17 protein-coding genes are annotated in these 16467 nt (G+C 57.3%); 1 reads left to right on the plus strand and 16 read right to left on the minus strand.

All coding sequences use genetic code 11. The annotated features are described in order from the left end of the window. Nucleotides 1–7: 7 nt before the first annotated feature. The 9 genes from ACZ5PA_RS06785 to ACZ5PA_RS06825 all read right to left on the minus strand — a co-directional run bounded on the left by ACZ5PA_RS06785 (nucleotide 8) and on the right by ACZ5PA_RS06825 (nucleotide 8799). A complete protein-coding gene (locus tag ACZ5PA_RS06785; RefSeq protein ID WP_464929587.1) occupies nucleotides 8–523 on the minus strand; it encodes a YkgJ family cysteine cluster protein in 516 nt (171 codons plus the stop codon). A 65-nt stretch (nucleotides 524–588) separates the two neighbouring features. Then, nucleotides 589–1605, minus strand: coding sequence for an ABC transporter ATP-binding protein (locus tag ACZ5PA_RS06790; RefSeq protein WP_464929588.1), 1017 nt, complete (start codon nucleotides 1603–1605; stop codon nucleotides 589–591). A gap of 5 nt (nucleotides 1606–1610) precedes the next feature. After that, entirely contained in the window at nucleotides 1611–2609 is a 999-nt protein-coding gene (locus ACZ5PA_RS06795) for an ABC transporter ATP-binding protein (protein WP_464929589.1), read from the minus strand. A gap of 2 nt (nucleotides 2610–2611) precedes the next feature. Beyond that, a complete protein-coding gene (locus ACZ5PA_RS06800) occupies nucleotides 2612–4009 on the minus strand; it encodes an ABC transporter permease (RefSeq protein WP_464929590.1) in 1398 nt (465 codons plus the stop codon). Between the two features lie 2 nt (nucleotides 4010–4011). After that, nucleotides 4012–5118, minus strand: coding sequence for an ABC transporter permease (locus ACZ5PA_RS06805; protein WP_464929591.1), 1107 nt, complete (start codon nucleotides 5116–5118; stop codon nucleotides 4012–4014). Nucleotides 5119–5157: 39 nt separating this feature from the next. Continuing rightward, nucleotides 5158–7821 carry an ABC transporter substrate-binding protein gene (locus ACZ5PA_RS06810; protein WP_464929592.1) on the minus strand — a complete coding sequence of 888 codons (2664 nt, stop codon included), beginning with the start codon at nucleotides 7819–7821 and terminating at the stop codon, nucleotides 5158–5160. A gap of 22 nt (nucleotides 7822–7843) precedes the next feature. Next, nucleotides 7844–8338 (minus strand): hypothetical protein, encoded by a 495-nt coding sequence (locus tag ACZ5PA_RS06815; protein ID WP_464929593.1) that lies wholly within the window; start codon nucleotides 8336–8338, stop codon nucleotides 7844–7846. A gap of 69 nt (nucleotides 8339–8407) precedes the next feature. Beyond that, nucleotides 8408–8635 carry a hypothetical protein gene (locus ACZ5PA_RS06820; protein ID WP_464929594.1) on the minus strand — a complete coding sequence of 76 codons (228 nt, stop codon included), beginning with the start codon at nucleotides 8633–8635 and terminating at the stop codon, nucleotides 8408–8410. Continuing rightward, a complete protein-coding gene (locus tag ACZ5PA_RS06825) occupies nucleotides 8632–8799 on the minus strand; it encodes a 30S ribosomal protein S30e (RefSeq protein WP_464929595.1) in 168 nt (55 codons plus the stop codon). Before ACZ5PA_RS06825 ends, ACZ5PA_RS06820 begins: the two co-directional genes overlap by 4 nt. Nucleotides 8800–8874: 75 nt before the next feature. On the opposite strand from ACZ5PA_RS06825, the gene ACZ5PA_RS06830 reads away from it, so the two are divergent. Beyond that, nucleotides 8875–9219 (plus strand): hypothetical protein, encoded by a 345-nt coding sequence (locus ACZ5PA_RS06830; protein ID WP_464929596.1) that lies wholly within the window; start codon nucleotides 8875–8877, stop codon nucleotides 9217–9219. Between the two features lies 1 nt (nucleotide 9220). On the opposite strand, the gene ACZ5PA_RS06835 is transcribed toward ACZ5PA_RS06830, so the two are convergent. The 7 genes from ACZ5PA_RS06835 to ACZ5PA_RS06865 form a co-directional block, all read right to left on the minus strand. Continuing rightward, nucleotides 9221–9553 (minus strand): hypothetical protein, encoded by a 333-nt coding sequence (locus ACZ5PA_RS06835; RefSeq protein WP_464929597.1) that lies wholly within the window; start codon nucleotides 9551–9553, stop codon nucleotides 9221–9223. Between the two features lie 6 nt (nucleotides 9554–9559). Continuing rightward, entirely contained in the window at nucleotides 9560–10195 is a 636-nt protein-coding gene (locus tag ACZ5PA_RS06840) for a hypothetical protein (protein WP_464929598.1), read from the minus strand. Further along, a complete protein-coding gene (locus tag ACZ5PA_RS06845) occupies nucleotides 10195–11106 on the minus strand; it encodes a VIT1/CCC1 transporter family protein (protein ID WP_464929599.1) in 912 nt (303 codons plus the stop codon). The genes ACZ5PA_RS06840 and ACZ5PA_RS06845 overlap by 1 nt, the downstream gene beginning before the upstream one ends. 70 nt (nucleotides 11107–11176) lie before the next feature. After that, complete coding sequence (locus ACZ5PA_RS06850; protein WP_464929600.1) at nucleotides 11177–11815, minus strand: peroxiredoxin; 639 nt, start codon at nucleotides 11813–11815, stop codon at nucleotides 11177–11179. A gap of 22 nt (nucleotides 11816–11837) precedes the next feature. Beyond that, complete coding sequence (locus tag ACZ5PA_RS06855; RefSeq protein WP_464929601.1) at nucleotides 11838–13523, minus strand: thermopsin family protease; 1686 nt, start codon at nucleotides 13521–13523, stop codon at nucleotides 11838–11840. Nucleotides 13524–13724: 201 nt separating this feature from the next. After that, on the minus strand, nucleotides 13725–14993 hold the full coding sequence (locus tag ACZ5PA_RS06860) for a cytochrome ubiquinol oxidase subunit I (RefSeq protein ID WP_464929602.1): 1269 nt from the start codon (nucleotides 14991–14993) through the stop codon (nucleotides 13725–13727). Nucleotide 14994: 1 nt separating this feature from the next. Next, entirely contained in the window at nucleotides 14995–16353 is a 1359-nt protein-coding gene (locus ACZ5PA_RS06865; RefSeq protein WP_464929603.1) for a cytochrome ubiquinol oxidase subunit I, read from the minus strand. Nucleotides 16354–16467: the final 114 nt, after the last annotated feature.

Here is a 16467-nt window from a genome sequence, read left to right on the forward strand (position 1 = left end):
GGCTCGATTAAAGCGTTGCCCCCTCGCCGCCGGCGCGCCTCAACGCCTCCTCGAGGAAGCGCCTAAACGACGCCTCCTCGGGCCTAGACTGAGCGAAGGAGTTCCACTCTTTCACGAAGGCCTTATACTCCTCAAGCTCCTCCTCTCTGAGAAGCGCCGCCTCGGCCTCGGCGGATAGGTCGTTGACAGGGCCTTTGCCGATGCCCGGGCAGAACTCCGCGGCCCCCTCGGCGAGCTCGAACTTGATCACGTCGCCTGGGACGTACACGTAGGGGTAGAAGCGGCAGGTAATCGGCCGCGCGTCGTATATAGAACAGACGAAGCGGCCGTTCCTCAGCCTCACGAAGACGCAAAAGCCGTCGAGTCGTTTCTTCAACACCAAGTAGTGCTCCCGCCCGTCGGAGAGGAGAAACGAGGGGACTCCCCACTCGCCCACGGCGTCCTTGGGGACGTGCGTCGCGTACTCGCGGGGGTCGAGGCCGATCTTGCTGATCCTTAAGAGGTCCTTATGCGTCAAGGGCACCCAATAAAGGCGGCAGCACTCGCCGCATAGAACGCACTTGAACCCAATACGCGGCCCCCGCCAATTCAGCGCTTGACGTAGAGCCAACACGCCGTGTAGACGCCGGGCCTCACCTCCACCATGGGGGGCTCTTCCCTTTTACATATATCCATGGCGAATGGGCAACGAGGGTGGAAACGGCAGCCGGGAGGCGGGTTGGCCAAATTGGGGGGCTCGCCGGGCGCCACCTTCCTCGTCCTCAACCTGTTCTTGGGGTCGGGGTCGGGTATCGCCTCTATCAACGCTTGCGTGTAGGGATGGGCCGGCTCACCTATGACGGAGCGGAACGGGCCGTATTCGACTAACTTGCCGGCGTACATTATCGCTATGTTATCGCTGAAGTACTTGGCCGTGGATATGTCGTGGGTGATGTAGAGGAAGGCCGCGTTGTGCCTTCTCTGGACCTCCTTGAGCAGATTGAGGATCTCCACCCTAACCGACACGTCCAACATCGAGACCGGCTCGTCCGCCACCACGAAGTCGGGGCCTAGGATTATGGCGCGCGCTATCGCCACGCGTTGTCTCTGGCCGCCTGAGAGCATGTGCGGGTATTTGTTTATGAAGTCCTCGGGCGGCGTCAGCTTGACCTCCTCGAGGGCCTTGTAAACCCTCTCCGCCCTCTCCTCCTTGGGCACCTTGTGTATTATCAACGGCTCCTCGAGGATGAAGCCCACGCTGTGGTAGGGGTGCAGGCTCGAGTAGGGGTCTTGAAAGATTATAGACACCCTCCTCCTGAACCAGCCCCTCAGCTCGGACTCCTCGGCGTTCGTCACGTCCCTCCCGTCGAAGTACAGCGCTCCGCCAGTCGGCTTCAAGAGCCTTATGAGGGTTCTGCCCAACGTCGACTTCCCAGAGCCGGACTCCCCCACGACCGCGAGGGTCTCGCCCTTGGCCACGCTCAAGCTTATGTCGTCGACGGCCTTCACGTAGATGGGTTTCGAGAAGAGGCCCTTCTTGACTGAGTACCAGAGCCTTAGCCTATGCGCCACCACTAACGAGTCGGGGCGCACCCAAGGCGCGTCCTCGGCCAGCTTAACCGCCATGGCCCCTACGAAGTCCCCGATTTAAATTGATAGAGCCAACAAGCCGCCAGATGGCGTCTGTTGCTCCACGGCTTTATCTCGAAGGCCGGGGGCTCCTTGTCGTCGCAAAGCCCCTTTAAGCTCTTGTCGCTTGAGTAGTAGGGACAACGGGGGTGGAAACGGCACCCTCTCGGCGGATTGATGAGGCTCGGCACCTCGCCCGGTATATAGGATAGCTGTTTGTCGACTCTCAACGTGGGCATGCTGGCGATGAGGCCTTGCGTATATGGATGGGCCGGGGCGGCGTAGACGTCGTCGGCGCTTCCTATCTCCACGAGCTTGCCGGCGTACATGACCGCCACCGAGTCCGCGAGCTCGCTGGCTAGGGCCAAGTCGTGTGTGATGAATATATAGCTAAGCTTCAAGCGAGCCTTGAGCTCCTTGAGCAAGTTCATGATATTGGCTTGAGTTATGACGTCTAGAGCGGACGTGGGCTCGTCTAGTATGAGCAACTTCGGCCTCATCATTATGGCCATGGCTATCACCACGCGTTGCCTCATGCCGCCCGAGAGCTGGTGCGGATAGCGGCGAATAGTGTCCCTCGGGAGGCCCACGGACTCGAGCGCGTCTTCGGCCATCTTGAGGGCCTCCGATTTCGGGACGCCTTGGAGAACCAGGGGTTCTACCATCTGTTCGCCCACGGTGATCACGGGGTTGAGCGCGTTCATCGACGCCTGGGGCACCATGCCGATCTTGCGCCAGCGGATCTCTTTCCTGAACCTCTCCTCTGGCATGTGGAGCACCTCCTCGCCCTCTAGGTATATCTCGCCGTCCACGAGCACCACGTTACGCTCCCATACCCTAGTTATGGCCTTAGCCAACGTCGACTTCCCAGAGCCTGTCTCCCCCACGACCGCGAGGGTCTCGCCCTCCTCGAGCTCGAAGGACACGCCGTCCAGCGCCTTCAACACGCCTTTGGCGGTCCCGTAGTAGAGCTTGAGGTTTCTGACGTCCAAGAGCGGCATGGTCACGCGTGCCTCAGCCTTGGGTTAACTACGGGCTCGAGGCCCATGGCTACTAGTATGAACGTCACCGCCACGAACGTGATGAGCAGCCCGGGCGGCACAACCCACCACCAGTACCCTGAGGTCAATGCGCCGAACTCATTGGCATATGCGAGAATGTTCCCCCACGTGGGCAGCTCGGCGCCGGCCAAGTTGAAGAAGTTTATAGCAGATAGGGTCAAGATGCCGCCCGGCACGTTGACCACGAACAGATAGAGGGTATACGGCATTACCATCGGCAATACGTGGTTGCGCAATATCCAGCCTTTCCCGGCTCCGAGGGCCATCGCGGATTCCATGAACTGGGAACTTTTTATCTGGAGCACCATGGCGCGTATGATCCTAGCAGAGCCGCCCCACGAGACCGCCGCCAAGAACACGACCGCGTCCCATATGCTCCATTGGAACAATACGGAGAACACTATGAGCAGAGGAAAGGCCGGCAATAGAATGAAGAAGTCCGTGACCCTCGTGAGTATCTCGTCGATTAGCCCTCCGTAAAAGGCCGAGATCACGCCGATTAGGATGGCCAAGGCCACGACGATGGCCGCCGTCAACAAGCCCACAGCGAGGTCGATGGGGAAGCCCGCTAGAAGCCCCAGCCAGAGGTCGTGGCCTAGGAAATCGGTTCCCATGAGGCCGTACACGTTGCCCTCCATTATCACGACGAAGTCCTTCTTCTCCACAGCAGTCTGCCCGAAGGAGTAGATAGTAATAGTGAACTTATATGGGCCTTTCAGCGGCGCCAACTCGCCGTCCTTTAAGGTGTAGAAGAGGTAGGGTATGGCCGAGGAGCCTTGCGGCACTGCGTTGTTGACGCCGAAGTTGTTCTGGTAGAACGAGTTGACTTGCGATATCACTTGAGGCGAGAGGCCCAACGCGACGAACTTGCTGTTGACCGCTATGGGGCCCAGCTGTATGGTCCTCCCGTCGGGCCTCACGACGGTGAGGTACGCCACGGCTGTGGCGTTGTAGATGCCCGGGTTGTTTACGATCATGTATATGTTCCTCCAGGGATTTGCGTATTCGTTGTAGACGGCGAACGACGCCACGGCGTACTCCACGCCTCCGCTGGAGCCGCTCGTGAAGTTGAAATCGTTTATGACCAGCTGGGGCGCATAGGCGTTGCCCGTGAACGCGTTTATCCAAGCAGGAGGCGCGTATTTCGGATTAGCTTGCCAATACGATGGCGTGTTCCACAACGCACCGAAGTTGGGCGGAAGGGCCACGAGGGCATACGCCGAGAAGGCCACCATCACCGCGAAGAAGGCGAGCGCCACCTTTCCCGTGGCCGTCGATATGAAGCCTCGCCATATCTCCCCCGGCGTCATCCCAAGTATTCTGAACTCCCGGCGAGACATGATCACTCGCTCCTGATCCTCGGATCTAAAATTATATAGAGTATCTCCAATACAAACACCAACACTATATACAACAAAGTAGACGCGTAGGTCAGCGCCACTATGACGGGCAGATCAGGCGTCGGGGCGAATATCGCGAGGTTGTAGACGTAGCCCAGCCCCCACCAGCGGAAGACCGCCTCGGTTATTATAAAACCGCCGAAGATTATGAAGGGCAAAGATAAGAATATGCTGGTTATTATCGCGGGCGCCGCGGGCCTGAGTATATACCTGCTAGTTATTCGCCCCTCCGGCAACCCCTTTATCCTCGCGAAGACCACGAAGTCCTCTTGCGCCGTATTCAACGTGACTGTCCTGGCGAAGTAGGCCCAGCCGCCTACGTTGACCACGAGGACGGTGGCCAACGGCAATGCGAAATGCCAGAGCAAGTCAACGAGGGCGCCCGCGTTGGTCAAGACCGACAGAGGGGAGTTAAACCACATGGCGTAGTATTGCGGGCTCAGGATCCCTCCCGATGGGAAGTAGATAGGCGATTTTATAGTCTGAAGGTAGAAGCTGAACAACAAGAGGAACAATATCCCGACCCACCACTGGGGCAGGCCGTTGGAAACGGCGCCGTAGTACATGACCGCGCGGTCAGTCTTGCTGCCATATTTAAGCGCCGACCTCAGCCCCAGCTGAATCCCGATGAAGGCGCTGAGCAGTATGCCTAAGGTATCGAGGAGTATCGTGCCGGGGAGGGCCGATGCTATTATGTCGGCCACTCTGCCAGAGGAGACCCCATATATATCCGGGAAATACGAATAGCCCCAGTTGAACACGAGCATGTTGTATATTATGTAGAACACGCGTATGTAGACCGGCTGGTCAAGGCCGTACGACTTGTAGAGCTCTTGAACTATCCTGTTATAGAGGTCTTGGATTTGTTGCGGCGTGTAGTGCCCCGTCTTGGCCAACTGCGAGACCAAGGCGCGCGCCTCGGTCTGTATCTGGGTCTCTAGCAATTTAGAGGCCGGGCCCGACAACGCGTACGATATCACGAACAGCACCACGAATAATAGCACTACCAAGTTGAGGGCTCTCAGAGTCAAGGTCCTAAATAGACCCATAGAAAATATATAGGAAAAAAGAGGTATTTATTTTGTCCCTCAGCGCCTTCTGATCGCCAAGAACGCCACTACTATTATCAGGATCACCACTAGGGCCACGAGGGCCCAGACCCAGCCGGGCACGACAGGCGTCGTAGAGGTCACAGTCGTCACCACTGTCGTGGCCGAGGTTGCCGTAGTCACCGTAGTCATAGTGGTTGCCGTGGTTACAGTCGCTGTGGTGCTCGTCGTCACGGTGATGGCCCCTACGGCGGCCAACGTGGCCGAATAAGTGGTCGGCACAGTCACTTTATCGGTGTACAACAACATGTTCAACGTGTAGATGCCCGGCGTGGAGACGGCGCTAGCGGGGATCGTGAAGGTCAACTGGCCCGGAGCGCTCGACTTGACCGTCTGGGCGAACACCACTTGGCCCTTGGGGTTGGTCACGTACACATACGCGATGGGTAGCCCGACTCCCTGAACCGTCACCGTCACGGTGTTGTCTTGGCCGACTACTAGAGTCGTCGGCGATATGGACACTATCTGGGCCAACGGGTTGGGCGGCACGTAAGGCACTGCGCCGTATACCTTGTGGTACCAATAGGTGTAGTTGAACGGGTATCCGCTCCAGAGCACGAACACCGCCGATTGCGGCGTGGTTGATACTATGGACTTAAGTATATACGGGCCGTTACTTATGAATAGATGGCCGTAGGTGTTGTAGAAGTTGAGCGCGGCGTTGTAGTCTTGCACGGCCTCGTTAGCGCTTAGCACACAACCCATCCCGGGCACGCAGGCCCAAGAGCCGTTGTTCCATATAAAGCCCGTCCGGCTCCATTGCTGTAGATAGCTCGCTAAGACTTGAGCGCTGTCGCTGGCCGTTAGGTCGACTTGCGGCACTTTCATCGACCTGGCCTCAGGCCTCGTGAGGGCCAATTTGCCGTCCTTAAATGCTTGGAACATAGCCGCGTATATCTCCCACGGGACGGACCAACTGTAGTAGGGGGCATAGTAGGAGCCCACTATGTTGGGATCGGGGAACCAGTAGTTAGAGTAGACGACCGCTGTGCCGTTCTTGAAGAACTGAATTCCTACTATGGTGCTGACGCCTGGCTGCAACGCGCCTTGTAGATCGCCTATGTACTTGGCATTGGCGCCGAAGTCCGGCGCACCTTGTGCTAAGTCGAAGGTCCAGTACCAGTACATCAAGACGTCGGCCATGGTTATGGGCTGGCCGTTCTGCCAGTTAGTGCCCAGCCAAGTGCCGTTGTAATAATACCTAATCACGGCCTTGGCCTTGAGGCCCGGTCCCACCGTCACCCACTTGCCGAGGGTGGCGTTCCAGACCACCGCGTCGGGCGGCACTGGGTATATGGCGGACCCGTTGGGGCTCAGCTGGACGGACCACGAGCCTCTATAGGGCATGGGCTCGCCTGAGAACGGGTCATAGGCCATGAACGGGTCGAAGAGCCACCCGAGAATGTCGTCGGCGGTGTATGCGTCCATTGATATTATCCAGCCGAGGGGGCTCCACGGGAATTGCTTGACGTGCAACATGCCGACGGTGAGGGTGCTCTTGCCGGGCACGTAGGCGAACTTAACGCCGTATGGCGTCTCCAGGCCGAGCACAGCCGGCATGTAGTTCTTGAGGTTGTTGACGATAGGATAGGGGGCCGACCTAGCCACTAGCCACACTCTGACGGCTTCCTGGAAGCACATGGAGAGGGCCTCCTGGGATAGTTGTTTGAACTGGTCGAGGCTCGTGAAATTGCCGGACGACACCATCTGCGTTATGTTGTCAATAGTAGCATTCGCGTACTGCCAATAGCCCGGCTCGCCCCAGCCCGGCATGTTACCGGACCAAGAGGCACAGAAGCTGGCTCCAGCGCCTGTGTCCCAAGGCATCGGCGTTATGCTCCACGCTTCAGTGTATATCTGCCACTCCATATCGGCGGGGTTGGAGCCGTAGACTGTGCTGAGGGCGTCGGTCAAAGTGCCGTATATCGGCTTCACTTGGAAGCCGAGCGTTTGAAGGGCCTCGGAGAACATAAGGCCCATCTGGTAACGATAGGGGTCATCGTTTCTTATGAAGAATATTATTGTGACGGGCTGAGGCGTCGTCGAGTTGGGCGGTATGTAGTACCAGCCGTTCCTCCACAGTATTCTGCCGCGCCAGACCGGGTCCGTCTGGTTTATCTGCTTAAAGAGAGCCCATATCGACGCGTTGACATATGTGGGATCGTAGTGGATGTTAAACTGTGAAACAAACGGCACTATGAGCACGTAGCTGTCGAGGGCGAACGGGCCGGGCCAAGCGATCATAGGCGTCGCCAAGCCGTGGAACACTTGGTCGACGATCGCGGTCCTGTGCACTAGGTAGTTCATGAGGAAGCGGAACTGCCTATAGGCGAACGGGTTGAACGTCTTGTTGCTCGGGTATGGGTTGAACAAGAGGTCGTAGCCGGATATCATGCCCGGGCTGACCAACGTCAAGTTGGGGTTCTGTTGTAGCCGCGTCAACACGTCGACTGGAAGCGCCCATGGGTTAAGGTGTAGATCTATCTTGCCGCTCTGGAAGTAGAGCGGGACTTGATTGTTCGGGACCTCCGTGACTGTGACCGTCTGCGGCATCGGAGTGGCTTGGGCTGTTGAGAGATACGCAGAGAGCACCAAGACGGCGGCCAGAGCGGCGGCCAGGAGTATCGTTTTCCTCCCGAGCATGAATTATAATTCTCTTAGCTTTTTAACTATTCTCCTTTATAGCTCCGCCAGTATTTCCGATTTTATATGTAATCTGGAATAGATACCCAATAACTAGGAATGCAAACATAAGTATAAAGAACACTACCATTAATACTGTTAATATTTTATTAATAAGTGGTATTTTTATACTTTGTATAGTTATATTTACCTGCTCCGTAGAATTCGGTATATATAGATATTTAGCAAAGGTAAAGTTGTAAAGCGCTGATCCGCGAGGCGGGGCGGATAACGTGATGTTCTCCGCGACCGAGACGCCGTAGATGGACTCGCCCACGATCGCCGGCACGCGTACGGCCCTATCGCTGGTGTTGTTTATGTGGATCAACAAGACCCCTTCCACGGTGAAGTTGCCGGGCCTCAACGGACCCGAGTAATACGTAATAACTGAGTAGGGGCGGAGCAACAAATACAAGGCGAGCGCCGCGGCCAATACGCCGAAGATGTAGGCGAGTTTTACTATAGTACTCGGAGCCACTCCTACACCTCTCGGTATATTAATATCACAAGCCGCCGGGATGCGGCCCCGCGTTCGTCTAATCCGCGATTACGTGCGCCTTAGCTTCTGCAAGGAGTCCTTGGCTTTATCGATATACCACATCAACTCGTCGAGCTCCTCGTCGGAGAAATCTGTATTCCATTTCTCGAAGAGGGCTTGTAGCGCTTGGGTTAAATAATGCGCGGCGGGCCAATAAGGGTGGTGTTCGGCGATGCTGGACAAAAGCGAGTCGATCTCCCTGGCCCTCTTGAGGAGGGCCTCGGCTATATCGCTCATTCGGCCTCAGCCGGCTGCGCCGCCGACGCGGCGTAGATTATCCTCCTCCGGTAGTTGCGCGAGTTCCTCCTCCGCGGTGTTAAGTTCTTCTTGGGCTTCGGCGGTATCTTGGGCGTCTGCGATCTGACCTTCCCCGCCTTGGTCAAGCTCCCATGCGATGGCATATGCGCTTTATCGTCGGCGTATTTAAACTTATCCGCGGCGCGTAACCAATATATTTCAGCGCAAGGTCTAGGTCTATGAGGTTGTACTTAACGCTCGCCATGGCCTTGGCCATATACCTCGTCTATGCCATTCACGCATCGACTTGGGCCGACGTGTTGGCGGCCGTCGAGCTAGCCCTCGCCGCCAGCTTCGGCCTAATGGCGTCCTTAGTGCCCGTGGTGGGCCCCGTGCTCTACGCCCGAATACTAATCGGCGCCCAACAAGCTATCGGCGTCGCGTTGCCGCCGCCGGCGTACGTGGCGCTCACTTGGCTCTCCTTCGCCCTATCCGCCATGTCTCTCTTGTTCTTGGCCATGTACTTGACGCAGATAGGCCGTTGGGCGGCCAAAAGGGCGTTTAGATTCCTCTTGTTGTGGTGACCTAGTACTGTTGTTGATAGTATAGGTCTTGATATTGTTGCCAACTTTGCCGCTCAGCGTATCTCTTGGCCTCGCGCCTCTCCCTAAGCCCTATCTCCAAGAGCTTTCCGCCGACCACCCCGAGCACCAACAAGGCCAGGGCTTTAATAGCCGCCGCGGCGACGGCCGAGGGATCCGGCACGTCTTGTATCTGGAGAGGTCCCAGCTTCGTCTGGACGGTCAAAGTCGTCGTGGGTATCCCCGAGATGTACAACAACGTAGCCGCGGCCACCGCGAACGCCAACAAGGCCGCCCCCATCCCTATAGTTATATACGCCTCTAGGCTCGAGTCCATGGAGCCTTAGATGCCCTGTATTTCAACAATTTGCCAAAAGCCGGGCGCCACCTCGTCGAGCCCTCTGACGGGGAGCCTCGGCCCTCCCCTAGCCGCCTCGTAGTACTTCCTCTTGGGCACGTCCAGGACCCTCACGAGCCCGGGCCCTCTGACCTCGAAGAGCCTCGTCAAGGCCACTGCGCGGGCCCCGCCCGCGAGGACGCCCCCCTGAAGAATAACCCCGCGCCTCCCCTCGCCTATACGGGCTATTTTGGCCAAGTACTCGCGCCTGGGGTCGTCGCCCGACACGAAGATGGGCTCGTACTTGGGCAAGTGGTCCAACGCCTCGAGCACCAAAGCCGCGTGGACGCGCGCGAGGGCCTCGGCGGGATCCCGCGGCGCCGGGAAATATATCTTAGCGGCGATGTATTCGGCGGCTGCGTTGTCGGCGAGCGCGACTACGTATTGCCCCGTCTCGGCGCCGCTCACCACGTTGCCGAAGGCCCATCTCGATATCCTCTCGAGGCCTTTCGCAACCGCCCACGCGCTGAAGTCGTCCAATAAAAAGGCCTTGACCTTAACCGCTATGTGCCCCCTCGGCACGTGGAGGTGCGGCCTCTCCTCTTTCACCCACTCTCCGTTCTTGTAGAGCAGTTCCCACATCACTTTATGAGCGACCTTATGCCGAACGCCGAGCTCAACGCATCGCCCATGAAGTACGCAAGGACGGCGACGCCTAACAGAAGGCCCACGGTCTGGGCGAACTCCCTCGAGAAGCTAGCGCCGGTGTAGACGCTCCCTTGATACGTGAACATCATCGCGAGCATGACGCTGACGGCTAACGAGGCCCCGAAGGCGGCGTATATGTTGTCCACGAGGAAATAGGGCAAGGACATCAACGCAGCGGCCACAACGTACCCCACGCCTGTCACTAAAGCCGCTACGGTCGGCGATTTCCCCGTCTCGTGTTTGGTCTGTAAGTAGGAGGCGGAGGCCATGGATATAGCGGCCGACACGCCCACGACGAGGCCCACGACGCCGGTTATTATAGTCGAGCTGGTGGTGCCCAAGGCGCCTGCGTGGGTCCCCGTTATTTCGATTATTGCGTCCGCCATGCCGAGCACCAAGGCGCTCATGTACTTCACGATGGCCTCGTCGAGCTGTTTCACGAACGCCTCCTCGTGGTCCAGCTCGTCCTCTATTATTTGCTCCAAGGCCTTCTTGTCCTCGGGCGTCTCCATGAGGTCCAACGCCATCTTGTACCTCTCCGCGGCCTTCTCCTCGCCTCTCTCCAACAACTTGACCGCGAACGTGGCCCCGAAGAGCAAGCGGAGGAGCGTCAACAAGTACGGATAAACGCGGGCCTTCAGCGAGGGCCTATAGGAGCGGAGGAACTTGAGCCAGAACTCGAAATGGCGCCTTTCGGTCTCGGACAGCCGATTCAACACGTCCCGCCTTGCCTTGTTCCACTCGACTTTGGCCAAGGCCTTGTAGACTCTCCAATCCGTGTACTCGTCGTCGCAGAACTCATGCGCTATTTGTTGAACTAAATTCTTTCTAGAACTAACTTCCATGTCGGAGCTATTCGATATCCTTTTAAAAACCATGTTATAGGCTATAGATGGGGTAAAAAACAGAGCGAGCTTACAAGCGCTTAGTGCAGAACCACCAAGTCTTGCACTCGATGCCGGGCTCCTTGAGCCTCTTCTCGGCGTCGGGGTAGCTGTGCGGCGGCGGGACTATCACCGGGTCGCCCGGCTTCCAGTCGGCCGGAGTGGCGACGCCGTATTTATACGTCGTCTGCACCGCGTCGATGACGCGTATTATCTCGTCTATGTTTCTGCCGTTGCTCAATGGATACAACGCGAACCACGCCAGCCTTAGATCGGGGTCTATGAGGGCTACCATTCTGACTGTGGTAGTGGTGCCCGGAGGTATGGAGTTGAACAAGTTGGCCACTTGGAAGTCCGGCACGTCCGCTATTATGGGGAACGGTATCTCGACCCCCCATAGCTGTTTGATCTGCCTCTTCCACTCGATGTGGCTTATATCGGTGTCGACGCTGAGGCCCAAGAGCTCGACTCCCCTCTTCTTGAACTCCTCGTACTTCTTGGCAAATGCTATGAACTCCGTGGTGCAGACCGGCGTGAAGTCGCCTGGGTGGCTGAAGAGCAACAGCCATTTGCCTTTATAGTCCTTGAAGCATTTCCTCCCCATATCTGTGTTGAAGCACAGATCCTCGGGTATCTGCATCCCGAGGTATGGACCCTTTACTTCAGGCATGCCCCTATCTCGTAACTTATTTTTAAATTTTTCTTCTCCGAAGTAATTTCGATAAAATTAACAATACGGGGATCAAGACGTAGAGGGATATCGGCGGCGAGTAGACCCGCGCAGAGCACAGCCCCGCGATATCGGCTATCGAGGCGTTGTAGCGGCCCAACGGCCCGGCCAACGCGTAGGCCGTCCTGTCGTCGCATTGGAGAACTGCGACGGACAAAGGGCTGGGGACGCCCAGGAGGTCGCGCGCCGTGCCGTTATATACGGCTACGTACAACACGGACGCGTTCCCGGGCTCTTCCACTACTAACAACTCGGCCGAGCCGTTGTCGAAGACCAGCCGATCGCCCGCGTAGATCACGCCGTCTTTTACAAACGTGAAGTTCGAGGCAGTTATAAACGTCCCTTGCGCCGCCCAGACCTTCTCGACTCCTGTCGCTGTCCTGATAAACAGAAGGTAAAAGGCTTTGTAGCTGGGCTTCACGCGAGCGGGGCCCCTCACGTATAGATCGGCCGGAGCGGTCGGCTCGTACACCACGTCGGCTGACCGTATCTCGGGGAGCTCGATCGAGAGGCGGCCGGGAGGCGCCCATAAATACGACGTGCCGTTGGGCAACTCCAGCTCCACCAAGTACTTGAGGCCTCCGCAGTCGGCAGTGCCGTTGAGGAAGTAGATACAAGGTGGCTCCAAGTACAACTGGCGGGCCTCCGGGACGCCCGGCGACACCAGCGCCGAGCCGTCGGCCGAGCTGACCGACGCGACGATAGACTCCTTGGTGGAAAGGCCTAAGCTCCAGAGAGCGGGGGGCCTAGAGAAGGCCGTGCCGTTCCAGACGTAGAGGGATAAGAGGACGGAGCCGTTGAGCGCCTCCGCCATGTACATATCGGCGCCGTAGCCGCCGACGACGAGCTCTAGATCGATCGGGAGACCCCTCGCGTTGACCTGCGGCAACACCACGATTCGGCCAGGCGACGGCAGGCGCACCTCGTCCAACAACTCGCCGTTCACTAGGAACTCCACGACGTTTCCGTCGACCCTTATTTCGAGACACGCCGACTGGAGACGGGGCATCTGCGTCAAGTAATAGTAGTACTCGTCGGGCCCCAGCCTACCGACGTAGCCCCTCCCCTCGATCCCTCTCAACGCGGACACCGACGTCGTCATGTTCCACACGTTGTCTAGGAACTCAAAGGCGCCCTCCCTATATCTTATCAAGGCTTGAACCCAGTAGAGGCCTGATGCCTCCACATAGGCGTTCAACTGTATCGAGTAGGCCGCGGCGTCTCCGAGGGGGGAGCGGCTAACGGCCGAGAAGCCCTTTAGCTCGAAACAGCCCTTGACGGCCTCGCCCTCGTAGGGCAACGGCAAGAGGACGCCGTTGTAGAACCCCAGCCCGTAATACGCTAGGCCTAAAGGGGCCGCGGGCCCCCAAGGCGTATCGGCCGGCTTCAGCCTAGCCGCCAAGAGCTCTAGGCCGACGCAAGAGATCGCCCTCACGGGCGAGGAGGAGTTCGCGGGCCCCGACGCCCAGATTACGCCGTTGCCCTCCCCCGGCAGATACACTACGACGGAGCCGTTCGCGTAGAGGACCGTAGGCTCTCGCCACTCGACGTAGTAAACCCCCTTGGGCAAGAAACTCCCCGCGTAGGTTGCGCACAACTGGGCGTAGGCGAGGGCGACCAACAAGAGGAGGAACGCTAGAGCGCGCATCGAGGAGGTGGAGGCCGGTTTTATTGAGTTTCCGCCGCGGTAGGAGCGGGCATCGCGACGTGCGTTCCGCGAACCGCCTCGAGGCCATGGGAGCATTAAAGCGCACGCGTTCGACAGACTTGTTGTCGAAATAACGGCGTCCAAAACGCCACTGGCAAATCGAAAGGGTCTAAAAAAGAGGGGTGTTAAAAATAACGTCCGTTAGGACGTGCTTTGTTGTTTAACTTCGGGGCGCCAAGCGAGCGAGATGTAGAGGCCGCCCAAGAGTATTAAGTTAAACGCCACGAATATCGCGAGCGAAAGGCTGAGCAACCAAGGCTGCGCCGCTATTAGTTGCACCAACGAGTTGATGGACGGGGTTATGAGGGCGGATACGGTCAACGTCTGGGCCACCTTGAGGGCGAAGTCGACGCCGTATGCGTTTATCAAAGCCGCGGCGATGGGCGGCGAGGGCACTATGGCGTAGGGCAGATGCGCCAAGCCGTTCATCACCTCGGCGCCGATCATCAAGGCGATTACTGCCAAGAAAGCGATAACGGCGAGGGGGACGTTGACGGACCTCAGCGCCGAGATCAAGAACGCCAAGACTATCACTCCCAATACTATGTTCAAGTAGAACAACCAGTTCAAGTTAAGCGTCGGCTGGTACACGGGCTGTAGTTGAGCAGGGAGGTAGGACGGCGGAGAGCCGAAGATGGACCAAGCCACGGTGGGGCTGTACTGGTACACCTCGTAGAGGTACCAGACGCTGGCAAACACGTATATCACGCCGAATATGAGCCCGACCTTTGCGAAGAAGTCCTTACCGAGCTTGTAGTGGTCCGCCTTGGTCTTGGCGTATCTCCACGTATATATAGCCGATATCAACACGGCGGTGAAGGCTATCGCCCCGGCGAGTGTGGCCAAGAGCAGAGGCGGGTAGGTCGGGTTGCCCAAGGCTTGCCAGAGGTCGATCCCCAAGTCGAACCCGACGATGGAATTGGGATCCGGCTTAGCCGTGACGCCCAAGGGGTAGTTTATGAACGCGAACACCAGCCTGAACATGGCAGGTATGACGGAGGTGGCCACGGCTAAGCCGTAGCCTAGCGCGATGTGGCTCCTCTCGTCGATTTTCCCGAAGCTGCGGTAGTAGAAGCCTATCAACGGCAACGATATGGCTACGCCGAACGCTATGGCCACGCCCCACACAGGCCAGAGCAACACGCCAGCCGCGTTGGTAAACACGGGCATTAGCCCTGCCAGAAACACCGTGATTATCGTGCCGAAAACGCCCCCGATGGCGTATATGAATATCAAATAGCGGGAGAGGCCCTTGGCTATCTCGAAATACCTCTCGTCGTTCTTCCTAAGGCCTATCAGCTCTAAAGTGGGCAGAAGCCACGTGAGGCCCAAGACGGTGTGGACCAACGGCAAGTGCACCGAGAACGCCCACGCGATCAGCCCGACCGTGATGGCGGTTACCGCGTCCATATCAATACTCTATTACTCTCTTCAATATCTTGGGCGGCCTGGCCAACGCCAAATACACCATATAGCCGGCCAACAAGGGCATAGCGATTTCTACTATTATTATCAAAGCGGCCAACCACGGCGATAGCTGCAAGGTCGGGTTGAAGAGGCCGCCGGGACCCACGGGCACGCCGATTATTTCGGGCGGGCCGTCGGCGCTCGGGACCGATTGGACTAATATAAACGGATATCTGCCCGACTCCGCCGAGACGGCCCCGCCTATCGCTGCAAGAGCCGCGAGGATGGGTATTAAGTATACGCTGGGCTTGAGCAACGGCTGCACTATGCGTTTGAACCAGCCGAACAATAAATAGAGCCCTATGCCTGCGGTTAATATACCCAACAGTACGCCGCCTCCTACCATGAAGCCTAAGTAGAATATGTACACCCAGTCCGGCGGCCTTATATCGGCAGGCCAAGAATAATAGCCCCAGAATTGGTGATTCAGCGTTCCGTACGCCACGAGGCTGGTCAACGGATCGGCCCGAAGCCCGGACCAGAACATGCCCTCAAGCGCCGCGAGTTTTAGAGGATCATGCTCCAACACGAGCTCGCCTTGGAGGTGGCCGAGCACGGCACCCTCTATGAGCGTCAACACGGCTATGGTGGGGACCACGACCTTGAGCAACTTGAGCTGCCAGTCCTTCTTCTCCTTCAAGTAGAGGTATAAGACGACTCCGGCTACGCCCGACCAGCTCAATATAACAGCGGCGAGTATGCCGTGGAATATAAAGACGTTTGCGCCCCACCAGAATATGTTCCACGCGTCGGTCGGGTTCTGGAAAACAGCCAGCCAATTGATGGCGCCCGCTATGTTCTTGCCTTGACTTGCCAAGTTCACAAGCTGTAGGCCAGGCGGGGCCACGCTGAGCGCTGACATGACCGCCAATATGTTATATGCTGAGTAGTAGCCGCCTATCGCCGCCAATACGCCTATAATCCAGTGGACCCACTGGTTAGAGAAACGGTTCCAAGTGAAGGTGTATATGGGCAAGAAGATCACTTCGAACAAGAAGGCGAACAGCTCTAGGAAGAAGGGCAACGCTATGGCGCTTCCTATTATGGCTATGAAATTGGACCAGAGCGTGACCAAGCCGAACTCCACGAGGGTCCCGAAGGCAGCGCCGACTCCGAAGAAGATGGTGGCAACTATGTTGAACTTCTTGGCTAAGTTGAGCCAATCTTGATCGCGTCTTCTCAACCAGAAATACTCTCCGATCACCGCGAGGGCTATCGCGCCCAGGAAGGACGAGGCCAAGGATAGGTGCGCCAATACTCCTATAGCGCTTACTAATCTTGCAAGATCTAGTTCGAGAGACATACTAGAACGAACCTTTTGCATTTTTAAATTTTACTTATTAGGGAATAGATTCCGTACTACAACTCAATTCGATGACATCAATAGTTTTAGATTTTTCTCCTGTATATTCTTATT

Source organism: Thermoproteus thermophilus (assembly GCF_055392855.1).